Genomic DNA, 13,904 nt, shown 5'->3' on the forward strand with positions numbered 1-13,904 from the left:
GTAGCAGGCCGGACGGCCCCTCGCGATCAGCGCCCCGCTGGGTGGGAAGCGAGAATATCGCGCCGCTTGTTCTCGCTTCTGGCCGTGAGCGAGAATAACGGCATCACTATTCTCGCTTCGCGCTTTCGCGCGCAGATCTCCCGGCTGGAGCCCCCGCACCGCCTCGCCGGAGTGGATCTCGCGCGCGGGTTGGCCGTGGTCGGGGTCTTCGCCGCGCACCTCGCCGTGATCACACCGTTGGAGTGGGGAGATCCCGGCACGTGGTCGGGGCTCGTCGAGGGCCGGTCCGCGGTGCTCTTCGCGATGCTCGCTGGGGTGTCGCTCGGCATCATCTCGGCGGCGTCTCGGCGTCGTCGAGTGGGCGCGGCCGAGTCGGTCGATCGGTCGGGGCCGCTCTGGGGGCTCCGCACGCAGTTGCTGCTGCGCGGCATCCTGCTCTGGCTGCTCGGGGTCTGGCTCGACGATCTCGATGTGCCCGTGTACGTCATCCTTCCCGCGTACGGCGCGCTCTTCGTGCTGGCGATCCCCTTCACCTCGCTCGCCGCACGGCATCTGCTCGCCCTCGCGGCGGTGCTCGCCGTCGGTGCTCCGTTCGTCGTGTGGTGGATCAACTCGATGGTCGCCCGCAGCGACGATCCGGTGTCAGTCGAGGAGTCGCTCCGCCTCATCGCCTGGAACTACCCGCTTCCGCTGTGGCTGGCGTTCATGCTCTGCGGCATGGCGACCGGGGCGCTGCTGATGCGCTCGTGGAAGTTCGCGTGGCCGCTGCTCGCGGCGGGCATCGTTCTCGCCGTCGTCGGATACGGCGTGGTCGGCCCCGCCGGTCTCGCCGCGGTCGTCGTCGGCCCGACGGAGTGGTGGGTCGCCGCGTTGAGCGACGCACCGCACTCGTCAGGGGTCGGCGAGGCCCTCGGCTCTGGCGGATTCGCCCTCGCGATCACCTGCGCCGCCGTGCTCGTGTGCATGACTCCCCTGCGCTGGATCGCGTTGCCCCTGCGGGCGGTCGGTTCGATGCCGCTCACCGCCTACGTCGTGCACATCGGCATCTGGGCGATCTGGATCGCGGCCGAGACCGCGCGCGACCCCGGCGTCGACCCGTCGCAGGGATTCCGCGCGCTGGACCCGTTCTGGCCGATGACGGTGGGCGTGCTGGTGGGATGCACGGCGTGGGCGCTGCTCGTGGGTCAGGGCCCGCTGGAGTGGGTGCTCGGCAAGCTCACCAAGGCGCCGCGGTGGAGACGGCGCTAAGCCGCTGCCGCCTCGCGCAGCTGGGCGAGGAGGCCCGCCCGCGAATACCGGTGCGGAAACACGCTGGCCTCCACGTAGTCGAGCACGCTGCGCCCGTCGGGCAGCGCGGAGGCGTGCAGGTCGAGCTCGCCCCGCATGAGCAGCGTGTGCACGAGCGGCTCGAACTCGGCTTCCTCCGCGTCGCGGTCGGCCAGCTGCACGAGCGGGTGCCGTGCGACGCTCGGGCCGCCGAGCCCGGGGCCCGCCTGCGCGCCGGCTTCGAGCAGTCGGATGAGCAGGAGCAGATCGTCGGCCTCCAGCGTCGGGTTCTCGAACAGCACGTTGATCGGCGTCAGGTGCGAGAGCTGGATCGAGGCGTCGATGTCGTCGACGTCTTCGAGGAGCAGCATCGCGAGCTCGCGGCGGTTGCGCGGGTCGGGGTTCGCGAGCGCGGCGTCGAGCACGTACCGGCGCGCCGGCATGCCGAGTACCGTGTCGAGAAACTGGTTCAGCGTGCCCGTGAGCGCGACCTGGTGCACGTCGCCGAGCTGCGCATACGCCGCCTCGGCTTCGTCGAGCGTCACCCGGTTGCCGAATACCACGCTCGAGTAGCGGTCGTCGGCGAGGATGTCGGGGGTGAGACTCTCACCCGCTCCGACCGCCCACTGCAGCTGCGGTACGCCGGTCGCGTCGGAGTAGAGCGTGGCGAACGGGTTGCCCGTGCCCGTCCGCACCTGCTGCAGCATGCCCGTCGACGCGCGCCAATCACTCTCGTCGCGCCAGAACACGGCTTGCACGGCAGGGAGCGAGGTCGCGGTGCGCAGCAGACCGGGAATCGGCGGGCGATCCGGATCGGCACTGCCCGGCCGCGTCACCACCGGATACAGGCCGGCGGGGTCGCGGTCCGTCACGAGTGACAGCAAGTCGACCGGAACGCCGCGGAAGAGCTCGGCCTGATCCTCAAACGACGACCGCGCGACGGCCGCGGCGGTGTCATCGACCGGATAGGACATCAGCAGTCCGCGCCCGTCGTGAGCGAAGTGCCACACCCAGTAGTGATCGTCGGCCCGGATGCGCCCGCGCACCGCGTTCGGTCGCAGATCGGATCCCGCGAGGCTCGGCCCGCGCCACGAGATCTCGTGCGGTGCGGCTTCGCCTGCCACCTGTGCGGCGAGCGCGCCGACGACCCGCGTGCGCTGGCGCAGCTCCCACGTGCGGGTGCCGCGCATCAGGTCGATGACCGCGTCGGCTCGGCCGATCACGATGATCGCCTGCGGCTCCTCGGCGTAACTCGGGTCGGGAGCACCCGCGATCAGCAGCACCGCGTGGCCGTTCACCCACCACATCGGCGCGTTCATCAGCCCGACCGCGCGCATCACCCGCGCCACCGGCGTCTTGCGCTCCATGCCGGTCTTCGGTTCGCGCGCCTGCATCTCGAAGGCGGGCCCCCACCGATCCTCCATCGCGTCGCTCAGCTCCGTGACCCAGGCCTGCAGCACGTCGACCGACCAGGGCTCGGCGAGGGCGATCACCGAGCGCAGCACGCGGCCGCCCATGGCGCGCAGCTCGCGGCCGCCGACGCGGAACGTGCGATCCTGCACATCGACCTGCTCCGGGTCGAAATCCCACCACTTCTCGGTCGCCCGCTCGATCTCCAGCACCATCTCGGCGTGGGTCGTGTCGCGCGGCAGCCCGTAGCCGAGGCGCTCAGCGTCGGACGGGCGCGGCTGCTCGGGGTACGGGCACGCCGCGAAGACCTGCTCGATCTGCGCGCGGCGATCCTCACTGGTGCGCCCCGAGAAGTCCTCGAGGGTGAACGATCCGCCGAGGCGGTAGGGCTTGCGCACGGCCTCGGCGAATCCGAAGTCGTCCATGCCGAAGTCGTTGAGGCTGCCGATCTCGAGCAGACTGCGCGTCACCCGCCAATGCTCCCCGTCGAACCACACGGCGCCCGAGATGAGCGGCAGCGGCTGGTCGCCCAGCATGCGGAACTCGAGCTCGTGCTCGGCCGGCTCGCCGCGGCCGTTCTCGGTGCGGGCGGCGATCAGCTCGCGCAGCTCCTCGGGCACGCCGTCGAGCATGCGGGCGATGAGGATCAGCTGCGCCTCCTCCAGCTGCTCCTCGGAGGGCTCGTCCGCGTGCTCCGCCTCCGCGAGCTGATCGGCGATGAGCTGCTCGGCGGCGCTGGAGACGAAATCGGACTGGGGATCCTGCATGAGCACCAGCGCGCGGCCGTCATCGGTGAACGTCCACACCGTTGTCGTGCCGTTCCTCGCCCGCAGGCTGAAGCGGGACGCCTCGAGCGCGGTGTCGCGCACGCGCACCTCTCCCTGGCCGGCGAGTGCGCTCATGAGCCAGGCGCGACGGCGCAGCTCGGCGAGGTGCTCGCCGTGCATCAGGAGGTCGTGCACCGTGATCTCATCGTCGGCGAGCACCGCCATGCCGCCGAAGGCGTACTCGCGGGGCATGACGACGAGGATCTGGCGCAGCATGCTCGTCATCGGCTCGCCGTCCCAGCTGGTGAGGAGCACGCAGCAGAGCGCACCGCGATCCCACATCTCGGCCTCTTCGATCCGCACCGCGACCATGAGGTAGTCGAGAATGCCCTCAGGCTCCATCGAGACCCCCACGAGCTTGGGGGTGCGCACGAGCGGCGTGCCCCACGACTCGCGCAGCACCCGGCGCACACCCTGCGCCCACGTGTCGGCGACCTCGGCGTAGCCGCCCGGCGGCAGCTCGCGGTCTGCTGGGGCGCCCTCGGTGAGCGTCCGGTCCTCTTTCGGGTCGTAGCCGCCGAGCGGCAGGATCCAGACGCCCTGCGCCTGCTCGCCCTCGACGCCCTCGAACGTGAACTCCTCACCGGTCTCGGTCGAGATCAAGTGGTCGACGAGCCGTTCGCAGAAGCCGGGCACGTCGTCGAGGCCGAACGGCGGCTCGAAGATGGGCAGTCCGTCATCGTCATCGTCGTCGGCGCTCGTGTCGCCCGTGCCGCCGTTGGTTCCGGTGTCTTCGGTCATCGCTCACTCGCCGTTCTCGAATCGGGCCCCGTACGCGGCTTACGCTAGCAAAGGGGCGCCGATTGCGGCAGGGCCGCGTGCGTCGGCGTCGATGAGAGATCCGGCGTCGGTGAGACGCATCCCCCGGCGATCGCCTCACCGACGCCGAATCTCTGACGCTCGGCGCCGACCATGGCGGGTTACACTCACCTCATGGTCTCGAAGGCGGCAACGGTCGACGAGTATCTGGCCGCGCTCGATCCCGAGCCTCGCGCCGAGCTCGAACGGATTCGCGCGCTCGTGACATCGCTCGTGCCCGACGCTGTCGAGTCGATGAGCTACGGGATGCCGACCCTCTCCTATCAGGGGCGGGCGCTCGTCTACTTCACGGCGTCGAAGAAGCACCTGAGCTTCTACCCGTCGTCATGGGCGATCGAAGAGCTGCAGGATCAGCTCACGCCGTACAAGACCACCGCGCATGCCGTGCAGTTCACGCTGCAGGCGCCGCTCCCTGATGAGCTCATCGCGGATCTCGTGCGCGTGCACGTGCGCGAGATCGAGGCGAAGCGGCAGTAGGGGCGGCGCACTAGGCCATCGAATCGAGCGGCGCCACCTCATCGACGTGCCCGACGGTGATGCGGATCTCCGCCGGCAGGCCCGTGAGCTGCAGCACCACGTCGGCGATCTCTCGGTGGAGGTCGCGCACGGTTTCGGCGGCGCCGCGGGATCGCACGACTCCGACGGTGCACTCCACCTCGACCTCTGCGTCCCTCTGCTCAACCCGTACCGCGGAAGCCGGGCCGTCACCGATTCCGAGGAGTCTGGTGCCCGAGTCGATGACGCTCCGCACAGCGGCGCCCCGTCGGAGGATCGAAGCCATCCCGGGTACGGCGAGCGCCGCGGCCTCGATCCGCGAGGCGAGCAGCTCGTTCGACATCGCACTCATCACTGCGCTCCCCCTTGCTGCGTCACGCCGTGCAGATCGTGCACGACGATGTCGATCGCTGCGACATTCATGACCGCGTGACTCGCGAGACGATCGGCGATGGCGGCGCGCAGCCGTTCCACCTCGGCCGGGATCGATCGGCCGTGCGCGATGCTCACCTCTGCGCACACCGTGACCGGCAGACCGGGTTCGGTCACGTCTCCGTCGAGCCGCACCCGTCCGATGAGCACACCGGGAACGTCATGCTCCGCGGCGCGCACGATACCTCGAATCGCGCCCTCGGTGATGCCGAGATCGGCGCCGGCATCCGGGCTCGGTATGGGCACTCGCCGCCCGGCTCTGGCGTCGAGGGTGATTCCGCTGAGCACTTTCTGCACCCAGCCCTCGTCGGCCTCTGGTTCGGCTGCCGTATCCGCGGCGAGCAGCTCGGGCGTGAGTCGTCTCAGCCGTTGGAGCGCGTCGAGCGCGATTCGGCACCCCGCGGAGCCCTCGATGGCTGCGTTCACCGGCGTGCGGCCGGCGTCGAGGTAGTCGGAGAGCTCTTCGATCGTGTGACCGTCGAGATCGTCCGGTTCCATCCCTGGGCCGCTCGGATCCGGCATGTTGATGTCGTTCATCGCCACTGCTCCATCCGAACGATGATGTCTTTTCGTGCGCGGGCAAGCAACCCTCGCACGGTCGAACGCGGGATCTGCAGCTCTTCGGCGATCTCGTCGTAGGAGCTGCCGCCGATCTCACGCATGACCCAGCACTCTCGTTGCGATTCCGGAAGCTCGTTCAGCGCCGCGTGCAGCGCCGCGATACCGGCACGAGCCTCGACTTGCCGTGACGGAGTTGAGCGCGGTGACGCCGGCAGTTCGACGGCGTCCACGTCCGAGTGCGGTCTGGCGGCTCGGAGCCGGTCGATTGCTTTGCGACTGGTGATGCGCATCAGCCAACTCTTCACCTTTCCCGGGTCTTCGAGGCCGGGAAGCTGTTCCCAGGCCGTCACGAATGCGTCTTGCACGACGTCGTCGACATCCGCTGTTCCGTTGAGCAGCCGACGAGCGTAGGCGCGCATCATCGGCGTATACCTGCGCACCAGCACCGCGAAGGCCTCCGGGTCGCCGTCTGCTGCTCGACCTGCGACGATCCGGTCGTCGGCTGCCGCTATGCCGAGCGCGCGATCTTCACCACTCACCCTGTATCGCCCCATCCTTCGCAGGCCCTCGCTCGGGAGGACCCGTGCGCGCAGACGCTGTCATGCGCTGACCTTATCGTGTTCCAGGATCTGGCCCGAGGGAGTTCGATGCTGCCATCGTCCACCCGCTGCCGTCACCGCATCGCTCACTGCACGCGCGCCCCGTCTGCCGAGAGCCGCGACCGCATTCCGGATCGGATCGTCACGAGCGTCGGCGTCTCGCGCCCCAGCAGCATCGAGAGGTTCTCAGTCAGCTGGCCGATCGTCTCCGCGACCTCGCGCGGCGACGCCTGCTGGCGCGGCGTGACGCTCACGTGGAGCACATCGGCGCCTCGCACCTTTCGTGCGGCGACCCGGAACGAGAGGATCTCGGGGCGCCCGGCCAGGGCGTGTGTGAAGGCGTCCACGGCGAACCCGTGACCGACGGTGACGGCGCCCTGAGCTCCGTCGCCGGCTTCTTGGCGAATCACCGTTCTGCTCTTGCCCCCGCCGAGTCGGGCGACGATCACGCAAGCGACCACCACGACGGCGAGCAGCACGGCGAGCACCGCGAGCGCGAACCAGCTCACCGGCGTCGATTCATTCAGTCGGGTCGTTTCGTCCGCCTCGTGCATCCATGCGGTCGCAGCGTCGGCGCCCTGCAGCCAGGCGTCTGCGAAGCGACTCCACAGTGCCGGGGCGACCGCGGCCGCGCCGACGGCGACGAGTACGATGCCGGCTCCGAAGAGAATGCTGCGGTTCAGACCCCGATTGGTGGCATTCATCGAACATCTCCTTCCTCGTCGATGGGCTTCGCGATGCGGACGTGCACCGTGAGGGTCCGCGACAGGTCGTAGCGAGCGAGCTCCTCCTCGGCAGTGCGGCGAAGCCGCGCTTTCTCGATGCTCTGGCCCGGCTCGGGTCGTGCCGTGACGTCGATGCTGCGGGATCCCACTCCGACCACGACCGCGCCTCTCGCGAGATCGAACGTGCGCCGCACCTGTTCGGCGATCGACGATGCGATCACGCCGTTGTCGCAGACGACCGCAGTCGAGCAGCCGGCCATCGCCTGCTTCGGTCGACGACCGGGGGCGAGGGCGAGCCAGATCAAGATGAGGCCCACGGCCACCGCGATGACTCCACCCGCGATCACGGCACCGGCCGGTTGCGCCTGGGGCAGATCCGCCAGCCACTGCAGGCCAGCTCCCGGGGAGAGCAGCATCGGATCACGGCCGGCGACGTCGCGGACGATCTCGATGCCCGCCAGCACCGCAGCAGCGCTGACGGTCACGAGCACGAGCACCGCTGCGACGGTGCGCGGCGAGTGCGTCTCACGACGCACTACCCGCTGCAGCACGGTGTTCGACATCTACCTCACCCGCTTTCGTTCGGCGACAATGGCACCGTTGACCGTGACGGAGACTCGGCGAATCTTCCGACCGGTGATCCGCTCCAGATCATCGGCGAGGGCGACTTGCACCGCGCGCACCCGCTCGATGATCGGGGGGCCCGATCGGATCGCCTCGGCATCGGCGAGGTCGGGGATCGGCAGCTTGGTCGACAGCCGCACCGCCAATCCCCCGCCCCACTCGACCACCTCGGCGTGCACGTCGTCGCGGGTCACGCCGACGGCTGCGGCCGACGCCTGGCGCGCGATCTTGCCGAGCACGCGCTCGTGCACGCGCACCCCGCCGGGCAGGGGTACATCAGTCTTCGGCGTCGTGGGATCCGGATCGGCGGCAGTTGCTGCGCTCATGACGACGTACGCCGCCCGGTGAACGCCCCGACGAGGGCGCGAGTGTCGATGCGACCCGACACGAGGGCCCCGATGAGAGCGCCGATCGCCACTCCGGTCAGTGTCGCGTTCATGAAACGCGAGCCTCGACATCGGTGTCTTCTGCATCGTCACCGGGCAGGTGCACGTCGTTCACGGCGACGTTCACTTCGACGACCTGCAGCCCGACGAGGCGCGTGATCGCCGCGCCGACGGCGCTTCGAACGTTCTCGGCGACCTCCTGGATCGGCATCGGGTAGTCGACGACGATCGTGAGATCGGCGGCGACCTGCGTCTCGCCGACCTCCACTTTCACGCCCTGCGTGAGGTCAGTGGCGTTCACCGCGTCGCGGAGAGCGCCGAGTGCTCGAGCACCGCCGCCGCCGAGGGCGTGCACGCCGGAGACCTCTCGTGCCGCGATGCCCGCGATCTTGGCGACGACGCCCTCCGCGATCGTGGTGCGGCCCGCCGAAGTCTCGGCGACCGATCCGGCGCCGGTCGCCGTCGACACTCGATCGACGCGTGCCGCCGGGCCACGGTTCTTACCGACGGGCGCGGTTGCTGCATTCTCGAGCGTCGCCGACGTGTTCGTCTCGTTCGTAGCCATCTGCATTGCCTCCTGGGAATCGTCGGGCGGCAGATGTGCCGCTCCGTCTCTGGCGAGCGAAGTTGATCGCTCTACCCATTGGACGCGACCCGGGCACGATCTGTCACAAAAAATGTCAAACTTTTTTGCGCTCGGCGGTGAACCACGCCGTTGGACCGTTGGTGAGCAGCGGTGCCTCCCGCGTCCCGAAACGCACAGCGGCGTCCGGCCACGCGATGAAGTTTCTCTCCGCGCGCCGCGCAATGGCGGTCGTCGACGGATCGACGGCGAACACGCTCGTCCCCCCGTTGCGCACCAGTAGCATCAGCCCGCGAATGTACTCGGCGGTGCGTGCATCCCCGAGCGGCACGGATGCGCGGAGTTCCCCGTTGTGCAAGCCGTCATCTGCAGACCGTGATCGCACCAGGCTCGCAAGGCCGGTTCCCACGATCGCATAGACCCACCCGCGACCGGACGGGTGCTGCACCACGTCATCGCGATGGAACGTGCTCTCGGAGACGATGCTCGTGTCGACGAGGGTGACGTGCGGGCCTGCGCACTCGCTCAGCGACGAGCGAAACGTCGGGGCGGGCGTCTCGGGTTGTTGAGCAGCGTCGACGAATCTCACTGCCGGCAGCGCAGACCGAATTGCAGCGCTGAGCTGTTCCTCATCCTCCACCGTCAGGAAGACGCACAACCGGTGGAGCTTCGACGGTGCGCTCATGACACCAGCGGTGACGTGATCTTGGTCGCCCGGTAGGAGTGCCCATCGTTCGTGACACTCCAGCGGCGCCAGTGCTTCGCTGACAGGCGGACGGGCAGGTGCTTCTGCACGTGAGCGGCAGCATCGTGCAGTCGGTCGTCGGCGGGGAACCCGAGCCAGAGCGAGAGTGAGGACGCGGTCGTACCGAATGCAGCGCGCACCCCGGATGCACCGAGGAGGCGGCCGTACCCGTCAACCGCGAACCGGCCGAACGCGTCGGCGTCGATCCCGGTGTACGGCCTTCCTGTCACGGGATCGGTCAGAGCCGCCTGCGCGCTCCAGATCAGTGCGGCCAGTGGGTGCCCGTGCGCGGTGACCGCTCCCGAGTCGGCGCTCCTCAGGGCGTCGAGCGCGGCATCGATGTTCTCCGAGCGAACCCGCCACTCAGTGGACGTGCGCTGTACGCTGTGCGGCCCGCCCAGTTGCGCCGTCGCGCACGCTTTGAACCGGTCTGCGATGTCAGGCGGGCCTCCGGCCCAGAGCCGGAAGGACATCTCCGGCGCTCCGAGCGGCAGCACGGCGGCATCGAGGAACGACTGCACACTCTCGTACGCCTTGCGAGGATTCTTGGTGCGAAGCGAGTGCGCACCGCCCGCCGAGGCGGGCAGCCCGTCGTAGGTCACGACCTCCCGATTCACCACCACTCCTCCATTATCGCGATGACGACGACGCACGCGAAGCATGCGCGGGCGCGGCGGGGCGGGCACGGCGGGCCCGCAGGGCAGGGACGACGACAGCGCGCACCAGTACTCTGGGTTCTGGTGTGGACGACAGTCGACGGAGTCGGGGGCGGCGGATGCAGGTGTCAGCAGGCAGACGGACCATGGTGTTGCACAGCGCGCATCAGGATCGGTTCGATGCGCCGGACAGAGATTTCGTCTTCTACGACCAGCCCTACGACACCGAGCAGCTGTCGCGCATCACCGATGTTCACCTGTGGTCTCCACTCGAGGGACCCATCGACCGCCTCCCCGAGATCATCACAGCGATGACCGGACTGAAATCCCTCAGCATCGGGCCCGGTCGCGTCCTCCGCACCGTCGTCACCCAACTGCGGCAAGGCGACCTCCCCGAGGGTCTCGAGGAGCTCTCCATACACATCAGTGAGCGGACCCTGGTGTGTCCGGACGTCGTGCTGCCGAACTTGAAAACCCTCTACGTCGGCGAACCCTTCCGCTTCACGACCGAGCACTTCCCCGAACTCCAGGCTCTCTCCCTCTACCCGCAGAGATCTCTGAACAACGTGCGGCAGGCGCTCGAGCTTCCGTTGGAGGAATTGAACCTTTTGAACGTGCCCACTGACGAGGGGATCTTCCGCCTCGTAGAACCGGTCGGGCTGCGCCGGCTCGGATTGATCGGTGGACGCACGCTGCCGAGCCTCACCGGGATCAGCGTGCTCCCCCAATTGGAGTCGTTGCGGCTGAAGAATCTCACCTCGCTCGGGGATATCTCGGAGCTGGCCACTCTGCAGCGACTCGAGGTCGTGAACATCCAGTACTGCAAGAAGATCACCGGCATCGCGGCCATCAACGACCTCCCGGCCCTCCGCAGGGCCACCCTGGTCGGTTGCGGCAACATCGGCCTCAAGACGATCGAGGCGAAACTGTCGACATTGGAGTGGGCAAACACCGGCGCGACCACGTGACCGGCCGCCCGAAGGGATTGCGCGGGAGTTGACACCATGACGGATCTCTGCAGGTCAGCGGCCGAATCGCTGCACGCAGCCGGATGGGCGTACGAGCCGCCCCTGTCTCCCGACGGCGGTGTTCCTTCCGCGTTGCGCGCGGCCCCTGGAGCGGCGATCCGCTGGGTGTCCTCGTTCTCACTGCTGTCGAGCGCAGACGAGACGACGTGGTTCTGGTCTCGAGAGGAGTACTCCTCCGGGCCGGAGAGCGTGTTCGCGTGGAACGAGCTCGAACAGCTGAGCATCCAGGCGGTGATCACGAATGATGAGGCGGCCGCGGTTTCCCGCTTCTGGAGTCGCCACGTTCCCATCCTGCTCTCGGTTCGTGATGGCTACGAGTATTTGGCCGTGCGAGAGGATGGAGCTGTCGTCCACGGAGCCGAGCCGGAGTTCGAAGACGCGAGCGTCGTATGCTCCCGTTTTGAGGATCTGCTGGAGTACATCGTCGAGTCGCCACCGCGACGCGACCACGTCGTCGATCGGGTGCTGTTCGGCACCGCCATCGGCCACTGACCCAACCGAGCAGCACTCACGCCGGGGAGGGGCCCTCCGGAGTGCCCGGAGGAAGGCACTCGGAGGTGGAGATGACACGAGAAGCCGACAGCGCGCACCTGCTGCGTGATCCGTCAAGCTTCTCGAAGAAGCCCCGCCCCGATCGGGTCGGTGTCGGCGTGCGGCGTCGCGGCCATCCGCCGCAGCTCGAGTGCTCCCGCGTTGACAACCCACCTAGGTATTGCAAGGCTGTTCAGCATGCCGACCAGTGATCGCACCGCGCAGCTGCGCAAGGGAGTGCTCGAACTGGCGATTCTCGCCGTGCTCGACCGCGAGGAGTGCTACTCGATCGAGATCATCGAGCAGCTCGGCGAGTACCCGGCGCTGACCGCGACCCCGGGCACGGTCTACCCGCTGCTCGCGCGGCTCGACAAGGCTGACAAGGTGGAGACGCGCTGGGTGGAGGCCGCGGGCGGCCCGCCGCGCAAGTACTACCGCCTCACCGACGAGGGCCGCGCCGCACTCACGGAAGGAGCGGCCGCATGGAGCGCCCTCAGCGGGGCGATGCACCGCATCTTGCAGCTGGAGGGCGACGCATGAAGATGTATCTGCGGGAGGTCGACGCGCACCTCGGCGCACTCTCACGGGAGGATCGGGTGCTCGCGCTCGAAGCGCTCGCAGCCCAGCTCGACGAGCTCGCCGAGGCCGGCATCGATCCGGTGGAGGCGCTGGGGCCGGCTCAGGATTATGCGGCGGATCTGCTCGACGCACTGACGAGCGACTCCCCTGCCGAGAATCCCAACCTCCGCGTGCTGGGCGTGCCCGTCGAGCTGCGGGGACCGCTGAGCGCGGAGGTGCGGTCGCGCACCTGGAATCCCGAGAGCCCGCAGCTCTTCGTGCCGCGGTTGCTCGGCGCCGGGTGGACGGTCAACCTCGGCGCGCTCGCGGTGCGGATGCGGCTCATCCGCCCCGATGACGCAACGAGCGAAGTGCTCGATCAGATTCCCGAGCGCGCGGTGCGCACGGCCCAGCTCACTCCCTTCGTGATCGCGGCGGCATCGTCCGGCGCGCTGGCGCTGACCTGGAAGCGACTCCCCGCCCGCGTCGCCTCCGGCTTCAGCCTCACCGGGCGACGCAATCGCACCGGGTCGAAGCGCGCACTCGCCGCTACCGCTGCGCTCGGCGTCGGCGCGGCACTGTGGGCCGCGCGGGAGCAGACGTCGACCGAGGACCAGCTCGTGCGCACCGCGAGCGCGACGACGCTCACCGCGATGTCGGCTTCCGTGATCGCCGCATCGATACTCGACGCGCGGCGCCGGCGCGGACGCTGGGGGCTGCTCGTCCCCGCGACCCTCCCCCTCGGGATCGCCGCAGCGCTCGCCGTGATCGTGCTGCCGTTGCGGGCGGGGCTGCGCCGCGCCTGGCGCGCGGCCGGTGCGGGCGCTGGCGGAACGGCATAGATACCCAGACGCTCGGGCGCTCGGGCGCTGAGGTTCGCGCGTTCCCGTTGAGTCTTATCGGAGGCGGCCCCTGCGTCACGTTTCCGCGAGCAGATTCGAGAGCTCGGCGGCGGCGGACTTGAGCGCCTCGCCGTGCGCGGAAACCACCTCAGCCGGCATTCTGAACCGCGGACCGGTGACCTCGAGCACCGCGATACGAGCGCCCTCGGCAGAGTGGATCGGAGCGCCCAGCACGATCGAATCGGGGTCGGCGACGGCCGCGCTCATCACAAACCCACTCTCTGGAATCCTGCCGAGGAGCACCTCTTCGACGACAGAACCCGCCATGGGAACGGTGCGGCCTTCCCAGCCGTCGAAGCGCACGTGCCGGATTGGCAGTGGGCTCTGCACCTCGCGCAGGAAGGTGCACGTGTTCGCGGGACCAGGCACCGCGAGATACGTCGATTCCGATGTCTCCTCTGTCAGGCGCCGCATCACCGATGCGGAGAGGTCGATGAGATCCTCGGGGCGCGCACCTCCGCCGGCGACGCGGGACTGGACGAATCGGCTTCCGGTCGCATAGCGGCCGTCCGCAGAACGGAAGACGTACCCCCAGGTTTCGAGGGCGCGCAGCATCCTCATCGTCGTGCTCGTCGGGAGCCCGCTCGTTCGCGCGATGTCGCTCAAGGTCAACGGGCCGCTGTCTACCACGAGGGTCAAGACTTCAAGAGCACGGTGTACCGCCTGCGGCCCATTCGCCGCATCGACTTCCTGCCCGTTCGCTGGCGTCGATTTCGCTGCCATCTGAGCTCCCCAAGTCCTCCGGTGCCCGCGTCGA

At 68.8% G+C, this 13,904-nt stretch carries 17 protein-coding genes; 6 read left to right on the forward strand and 11 right to left on the reverse strand.

Features of this window, described 5'->3' with window-relative positions; translation table 11 throughout:
- Window positions 1-84: 84 nt before the first annotated feature.
- Window positions 85-1,248, forward strand: a complete 1,164-nt coding sequence (locus tag JSQ98_RS06790) for a heparan-alpha-glucosaminide N-acetyltransferase domain-containing protein (protein ID WP_211648924.1) — start codon at window positions 85-87, stop codon at window positions 1,246-1,248.
- Here the strand turns inward: JSQ98_RS06790 and JSQ98_RS06795 are convergent.
- The gene (locus JSQ98_RS06795; protein WP_211648925.1) at window positions 1,245-4,244 is read right to left on the reverse strand and encodes a hypothetical protein; all 3,000 of its coding nucleotides are present in this window, start codon (window positions 4,242-4,244) and stop codon (window positions 1,245-1,247) included. The two genes, JSQ98_RS06790 and JSQ98_RS06795, sit on opposite strands and share 4 nt — an antisense overlap.
- 192 nt (window positions 4,245-4,436) lie before the next feature.
- Here JSQ98_RS06795 and JSQ98_RS06800 point away from each other — a divergent pair, with 192 nt between their 5' ends.
- The gene (locus JSQ98_RS06800) at window positions 4,437-4,799 is read left to right on the forward strand and encodes an iron chaperone (RefSeq protein WP_211648926.1); all 363 of its coding nucleotides are present in this window, start codon (window positions 4,437-4,439) and stop codon (window positions 4,797-4,799) included.
- Between the two features lie 10 nt (window positions 4,800-4,809).
- On the opposite strand, the gene JSQ98_RS06805 is transcribed toward JSQ98_RS06800, so the two are convergent.
- The 9 genes from JSQ98_RS06805 to JSQ98_RS06845 all read right to left on the reverse strand — a co-directional run bounded on the left by JSQ98_RS06805 (window position 4,810) and on the right by JSQ98_RS06845 (window position 10,089).
- On the reverse strand, window positions 4,810-5,169 hold the full coding sequence (locus tag JSQ98_RS06805) for a hypothetical protein (RefSeq protein WP_211648927.1): 360 nt from the start codon (window positions 5,167-5,169) through the stop codon (window positions 4,810-4,812).
- Window positions 5,169-5,786 carry a hypothetical protein gene (locus JSQ98_RS06810; RefSeq protein WP_211648928.1) on the reverse strand — a complete coding sequence of 206 codons (618 nt, stop codon included), beginning with the start codon at window positions 5,784-5,786 and terminating at the stop codon, window positions 5,169-5,171. The genes JSQ98_RS06805 and JSQ98_RS06810 overlap by 1 nt, the downstream gene beginning before the upstream one ends.
- A complete protein-coding gene (locus tag JSQ98_RS06815; RefSeq protein ID WP_346728731.1) occupies window positions 5,783-6,349 on the reverse strand; it encodes an RNA polymerase sigma factor in 567 nt (188 codons plus the stop codon). The genes JSQ98_RS06810 and JSQ98_RS06815 overlap by 4 nt, the downstream gene beginning before the upstream one ends.
- 146 nt (window positions 6,350-6,495) lie before the next feature.
- Window positions 6,496-7,113, reverse strand: coding sequence for a hypothetical protein (locus tag JSQ98_RS06820; protein ID WP_211648929.1), 618 nt, complete (start codon window positions 7,111-7,113; stop codon window positions 6,496-6,498).
- A complete protein-coding gene (locus JSQ98_RS06825) occupies window positions 7,110-7,697 on the reverse strand; it encodes an Asp23/Gls24 family envelope stress response protein (RefSeq protein WP_211648931.1) in 588 nt (195 codons plus the stop codon). Before JSQ98_RS06825 ends, JSQ98_RS06820 begins: the two co-directional genes overlap by 4 nt.
- The gene (locus JSQ98_RS06830; RefSeq protein WP_090151187.1) at window positions 7,698-8,084 is read right to left on the reverse strand and encodes an NTP pyrophosphohydrolase; all 387 of its coding nucleotides are present in this window, start codon (window positions 8,082-8,084) and stop codon (window positions 7,698-7,700) included.
- A gap of 109 nt (window positions 8,085-8,193) precedes the next feature.
- Window positions 8,194-8,709 carry an Asp23/Gls24 family envelope stress response protein gene (locus JSQ98_RS06835; protein WP_211648933.1) on the reverse strand — a complete coding sequence of 172 codons (516 nt, stop codon included), beginning with the start codon at window positions 8,707-8,709 and terminating at the stop codon, window positions 8,194-8,196.
- A gap of 115 nt (window positions 8,710-8,824) precedes the next feature.
- Window positions 8,825-9,412 (reverse strand): hypothetical protein, encoded by a 588-nt coding sequence (locus JSQ98_RS06840; RefSeq protein ID WP_211648935.1) that lies wholly within the window; start codon window positions 9,410-9,412, stop codon window positions 8,825-8,827.
- Entirely contained in the window at window positions 9,409-10,089 is a 681-nt protein-coding gene (locus JSQ98_RS06845; RefSeq protein ID WP_346728732.1) for a hypothetical protein, read from the reverse strand. The genes JSQ98_RS06840 and JSQ98_RS06845 overlap by 4 nt, the downstream gene beginning before the upstream one ends.
- Before the next feature lie 185 nt (window positions 10,090-10,274).
- On the opposite strand from JSQ98_RS06845, the gene JSQ98_RS06850 reads away from it, so the two are divergent.
- The 4 genes from JSQ98_RS06850 to JSQ98_RS06865 all read left to right on the forward strand — a co-directional run bounded on the left by JSQ98_RS06850 (window position 10,275) and on the right by JSQ98_RS06865 (window position 13,087).
- Complete coding sequence (locus JSQ98_RS06850; protein WP_211648937.1) at window positions 10,275-11,096, forward strand: hypothetical protein; 822 nt, start codon at window positions 10,275-10,277, stop codon at window positions 11,094-11,096.
- Between the two features lie 36 nt (window positions 11,097-11,132).
- On the forward strand, window positions 11,133-11,648 hold the full coding sequence (locus JSQ98_RS06855) for a hypothetical protein (RefSeq protein WP_211648939.1): 516 nt from the start codon (window positions 11,133-11,135) through the stop codon (window positions 11,646-11,648).
- Between the two features lie 237 nt (window positions 11,649-11,885).
- Window positions 11,886-12,227: a PadR family transcriptional regulator gene (locus tag JSQ98_RS06860; protein ID WP_211648940.1), complete on the forward strand. Its 342-nt coding sequence runs from the start codon at window positions 11,886-11,888 to the stop codon at window positions 12,225-12,227.
- A complete protein-coding gene (locus JSQ98_RS06865; protein WP_211648941.1) occupies window positions 12,224-13,087 on the forward strand; it encodes a DUF5808 domain-containing protein in 864 nt (287 codons plus the stop codon). The genes JSQ98_RS06860 and JSQ98_RS06865 overlap by 4 nt, the downstream gene beginning before the upstream one ends.
- Window positions 13,088-13,162: 75 nt before the next feature.
- Here JSQ98_RS06865 and JSQ98_RS06870 read toward each other — a convergent pair whose 3' ends face one another.
- A complete protein-coding gene (locus JSQ98_RS06870; RefSeq protein WP_283242019.1) occupies window positions 13,163-13,870 on the reverse strand; it encodes an IclR family transcriptional regulator in 708 nt (235 codons plus the stop codon).
- Window positions 13,871-13,904: the final 34 nt, after the last annotated feature.

The sequence above is a fragment of the Leucobacter manosquensis genome (assembly GCF_018304845.1).
Lineage (GTDB): Bacteria > Actinomycetota > Actinomycetes > Actinomycetales > Microbacteriaceae > Leucobacter > Leucobacter alluvii.

What these genes read in the sequence shown, in the direction of transcription:
- JSQ98_RS06800 (WP_211648926.1), top strand. Translation starts at nt 4,437, where the DNA reads ATGGTCTCGAAGGCGGCAACGGTCGACGAGTATCTGGCCGCGCTCGAT.
- JSQ98_RS06825 (WP_211648931.1), bottom strand. Translation starts at nt 7,697, where the DNA reads ATGTCGAACACCGTGCTGCAGCGGGTAGTGCGTCGTGAGACGCACTCG.
- JSQ98_RS06830 (WP_090151187.1), bottom strand. Translation starts at nt 8,084, where the DNA reads ATGAGCGCAGCAACTGCCGCCGATCCGGATCCCACGACGCCGAAGACT.
- JSQ98_RS06795 (WP_211648925.1), bottom strand. Translation starts at nt 4,244, where the DNA reads ATGACCGAAGACACCGGAACCAACGGCGGCACGGGCGACACGAGCGCC.
- JSQ98_RS06820 (WP_211648929.1), bottom strand. Translation starts at nt 7,113, where the DNA reads ATGAATGCCACCAATCGGGGTCTGAACCGCAGCATTCTCTTCGGAGCC.
- JSQ98_RS06870 (WP_283242019.1), bottom strand. Translation starts at nt 13,870, where the DNA reads ATGGCAGCGAAATCGACGCCAGCGAACGGGCAGGAAGTCGATGCGGCG.
- JSQ98_RS06805 (WP_211648927.1), bottom strand. Translation starts at nt 5,169, where the DNA reads ATGAGTGCGATGTCGAACGAGCTGCTCGCCTCGCGGATCGAGGCCGCG.
- JSQ98_RS06835 (WP_211648933.1), bottom strand. Translation starts at nt 8,709, where the DNA reads ATGGCTACGAACGAGACGAACACGTCGGCGACGCTCGAGAATGCAGCA.
- JSQ98_RS06810 (WP_211648928.1), bottom strand. Translation starts at nt 5,786, where the DNA reads ATGAACGACATCAACATGCCGGATCCGAGCGGCCCAGGGATGGAACCG.
- JSQ98_RS06855 (WP_211648939.1), top strand. Translation starts at nt 11,133, where the DNA reads ATGACGGATCTCTGCAGGTCAGCGGCCGAATCGCTGCACGCAGCCGGA.
- JSQ98_RS06840 (WP_211648935.1), bottom strand. Translation starts at nt 9,412, where the DNA reads ATGAGCGCACCGTCGAAGCTCCACCGGTTGTGCGTCTTCCTGACGGTG.
- JSQ98_RS06865 (WP_211648941.1), top strand. Translation starts at nt 12,224, where the DNA reads ATGAAGATGTATCTGCGGGAGGTCGACGCGCACCTCGGCGCACTCTCA.
- JSQ98_RS06860 (WP_211648940.1), top strand. Translation starts at nt 11,886, where the DNA reads ATGCCGACCAGTGATCGCACCGCGCAGCTGCGCAAGGGAGTGCTCGAA.
- JSQ98_RS06850 (WP_211648937.1), top strand. Translation starts at nt 10,275, where the DNA reads ATGGTGTTGCACAGCGCGCATCAGGATCGGTTCGATGCGCCGGACAGA.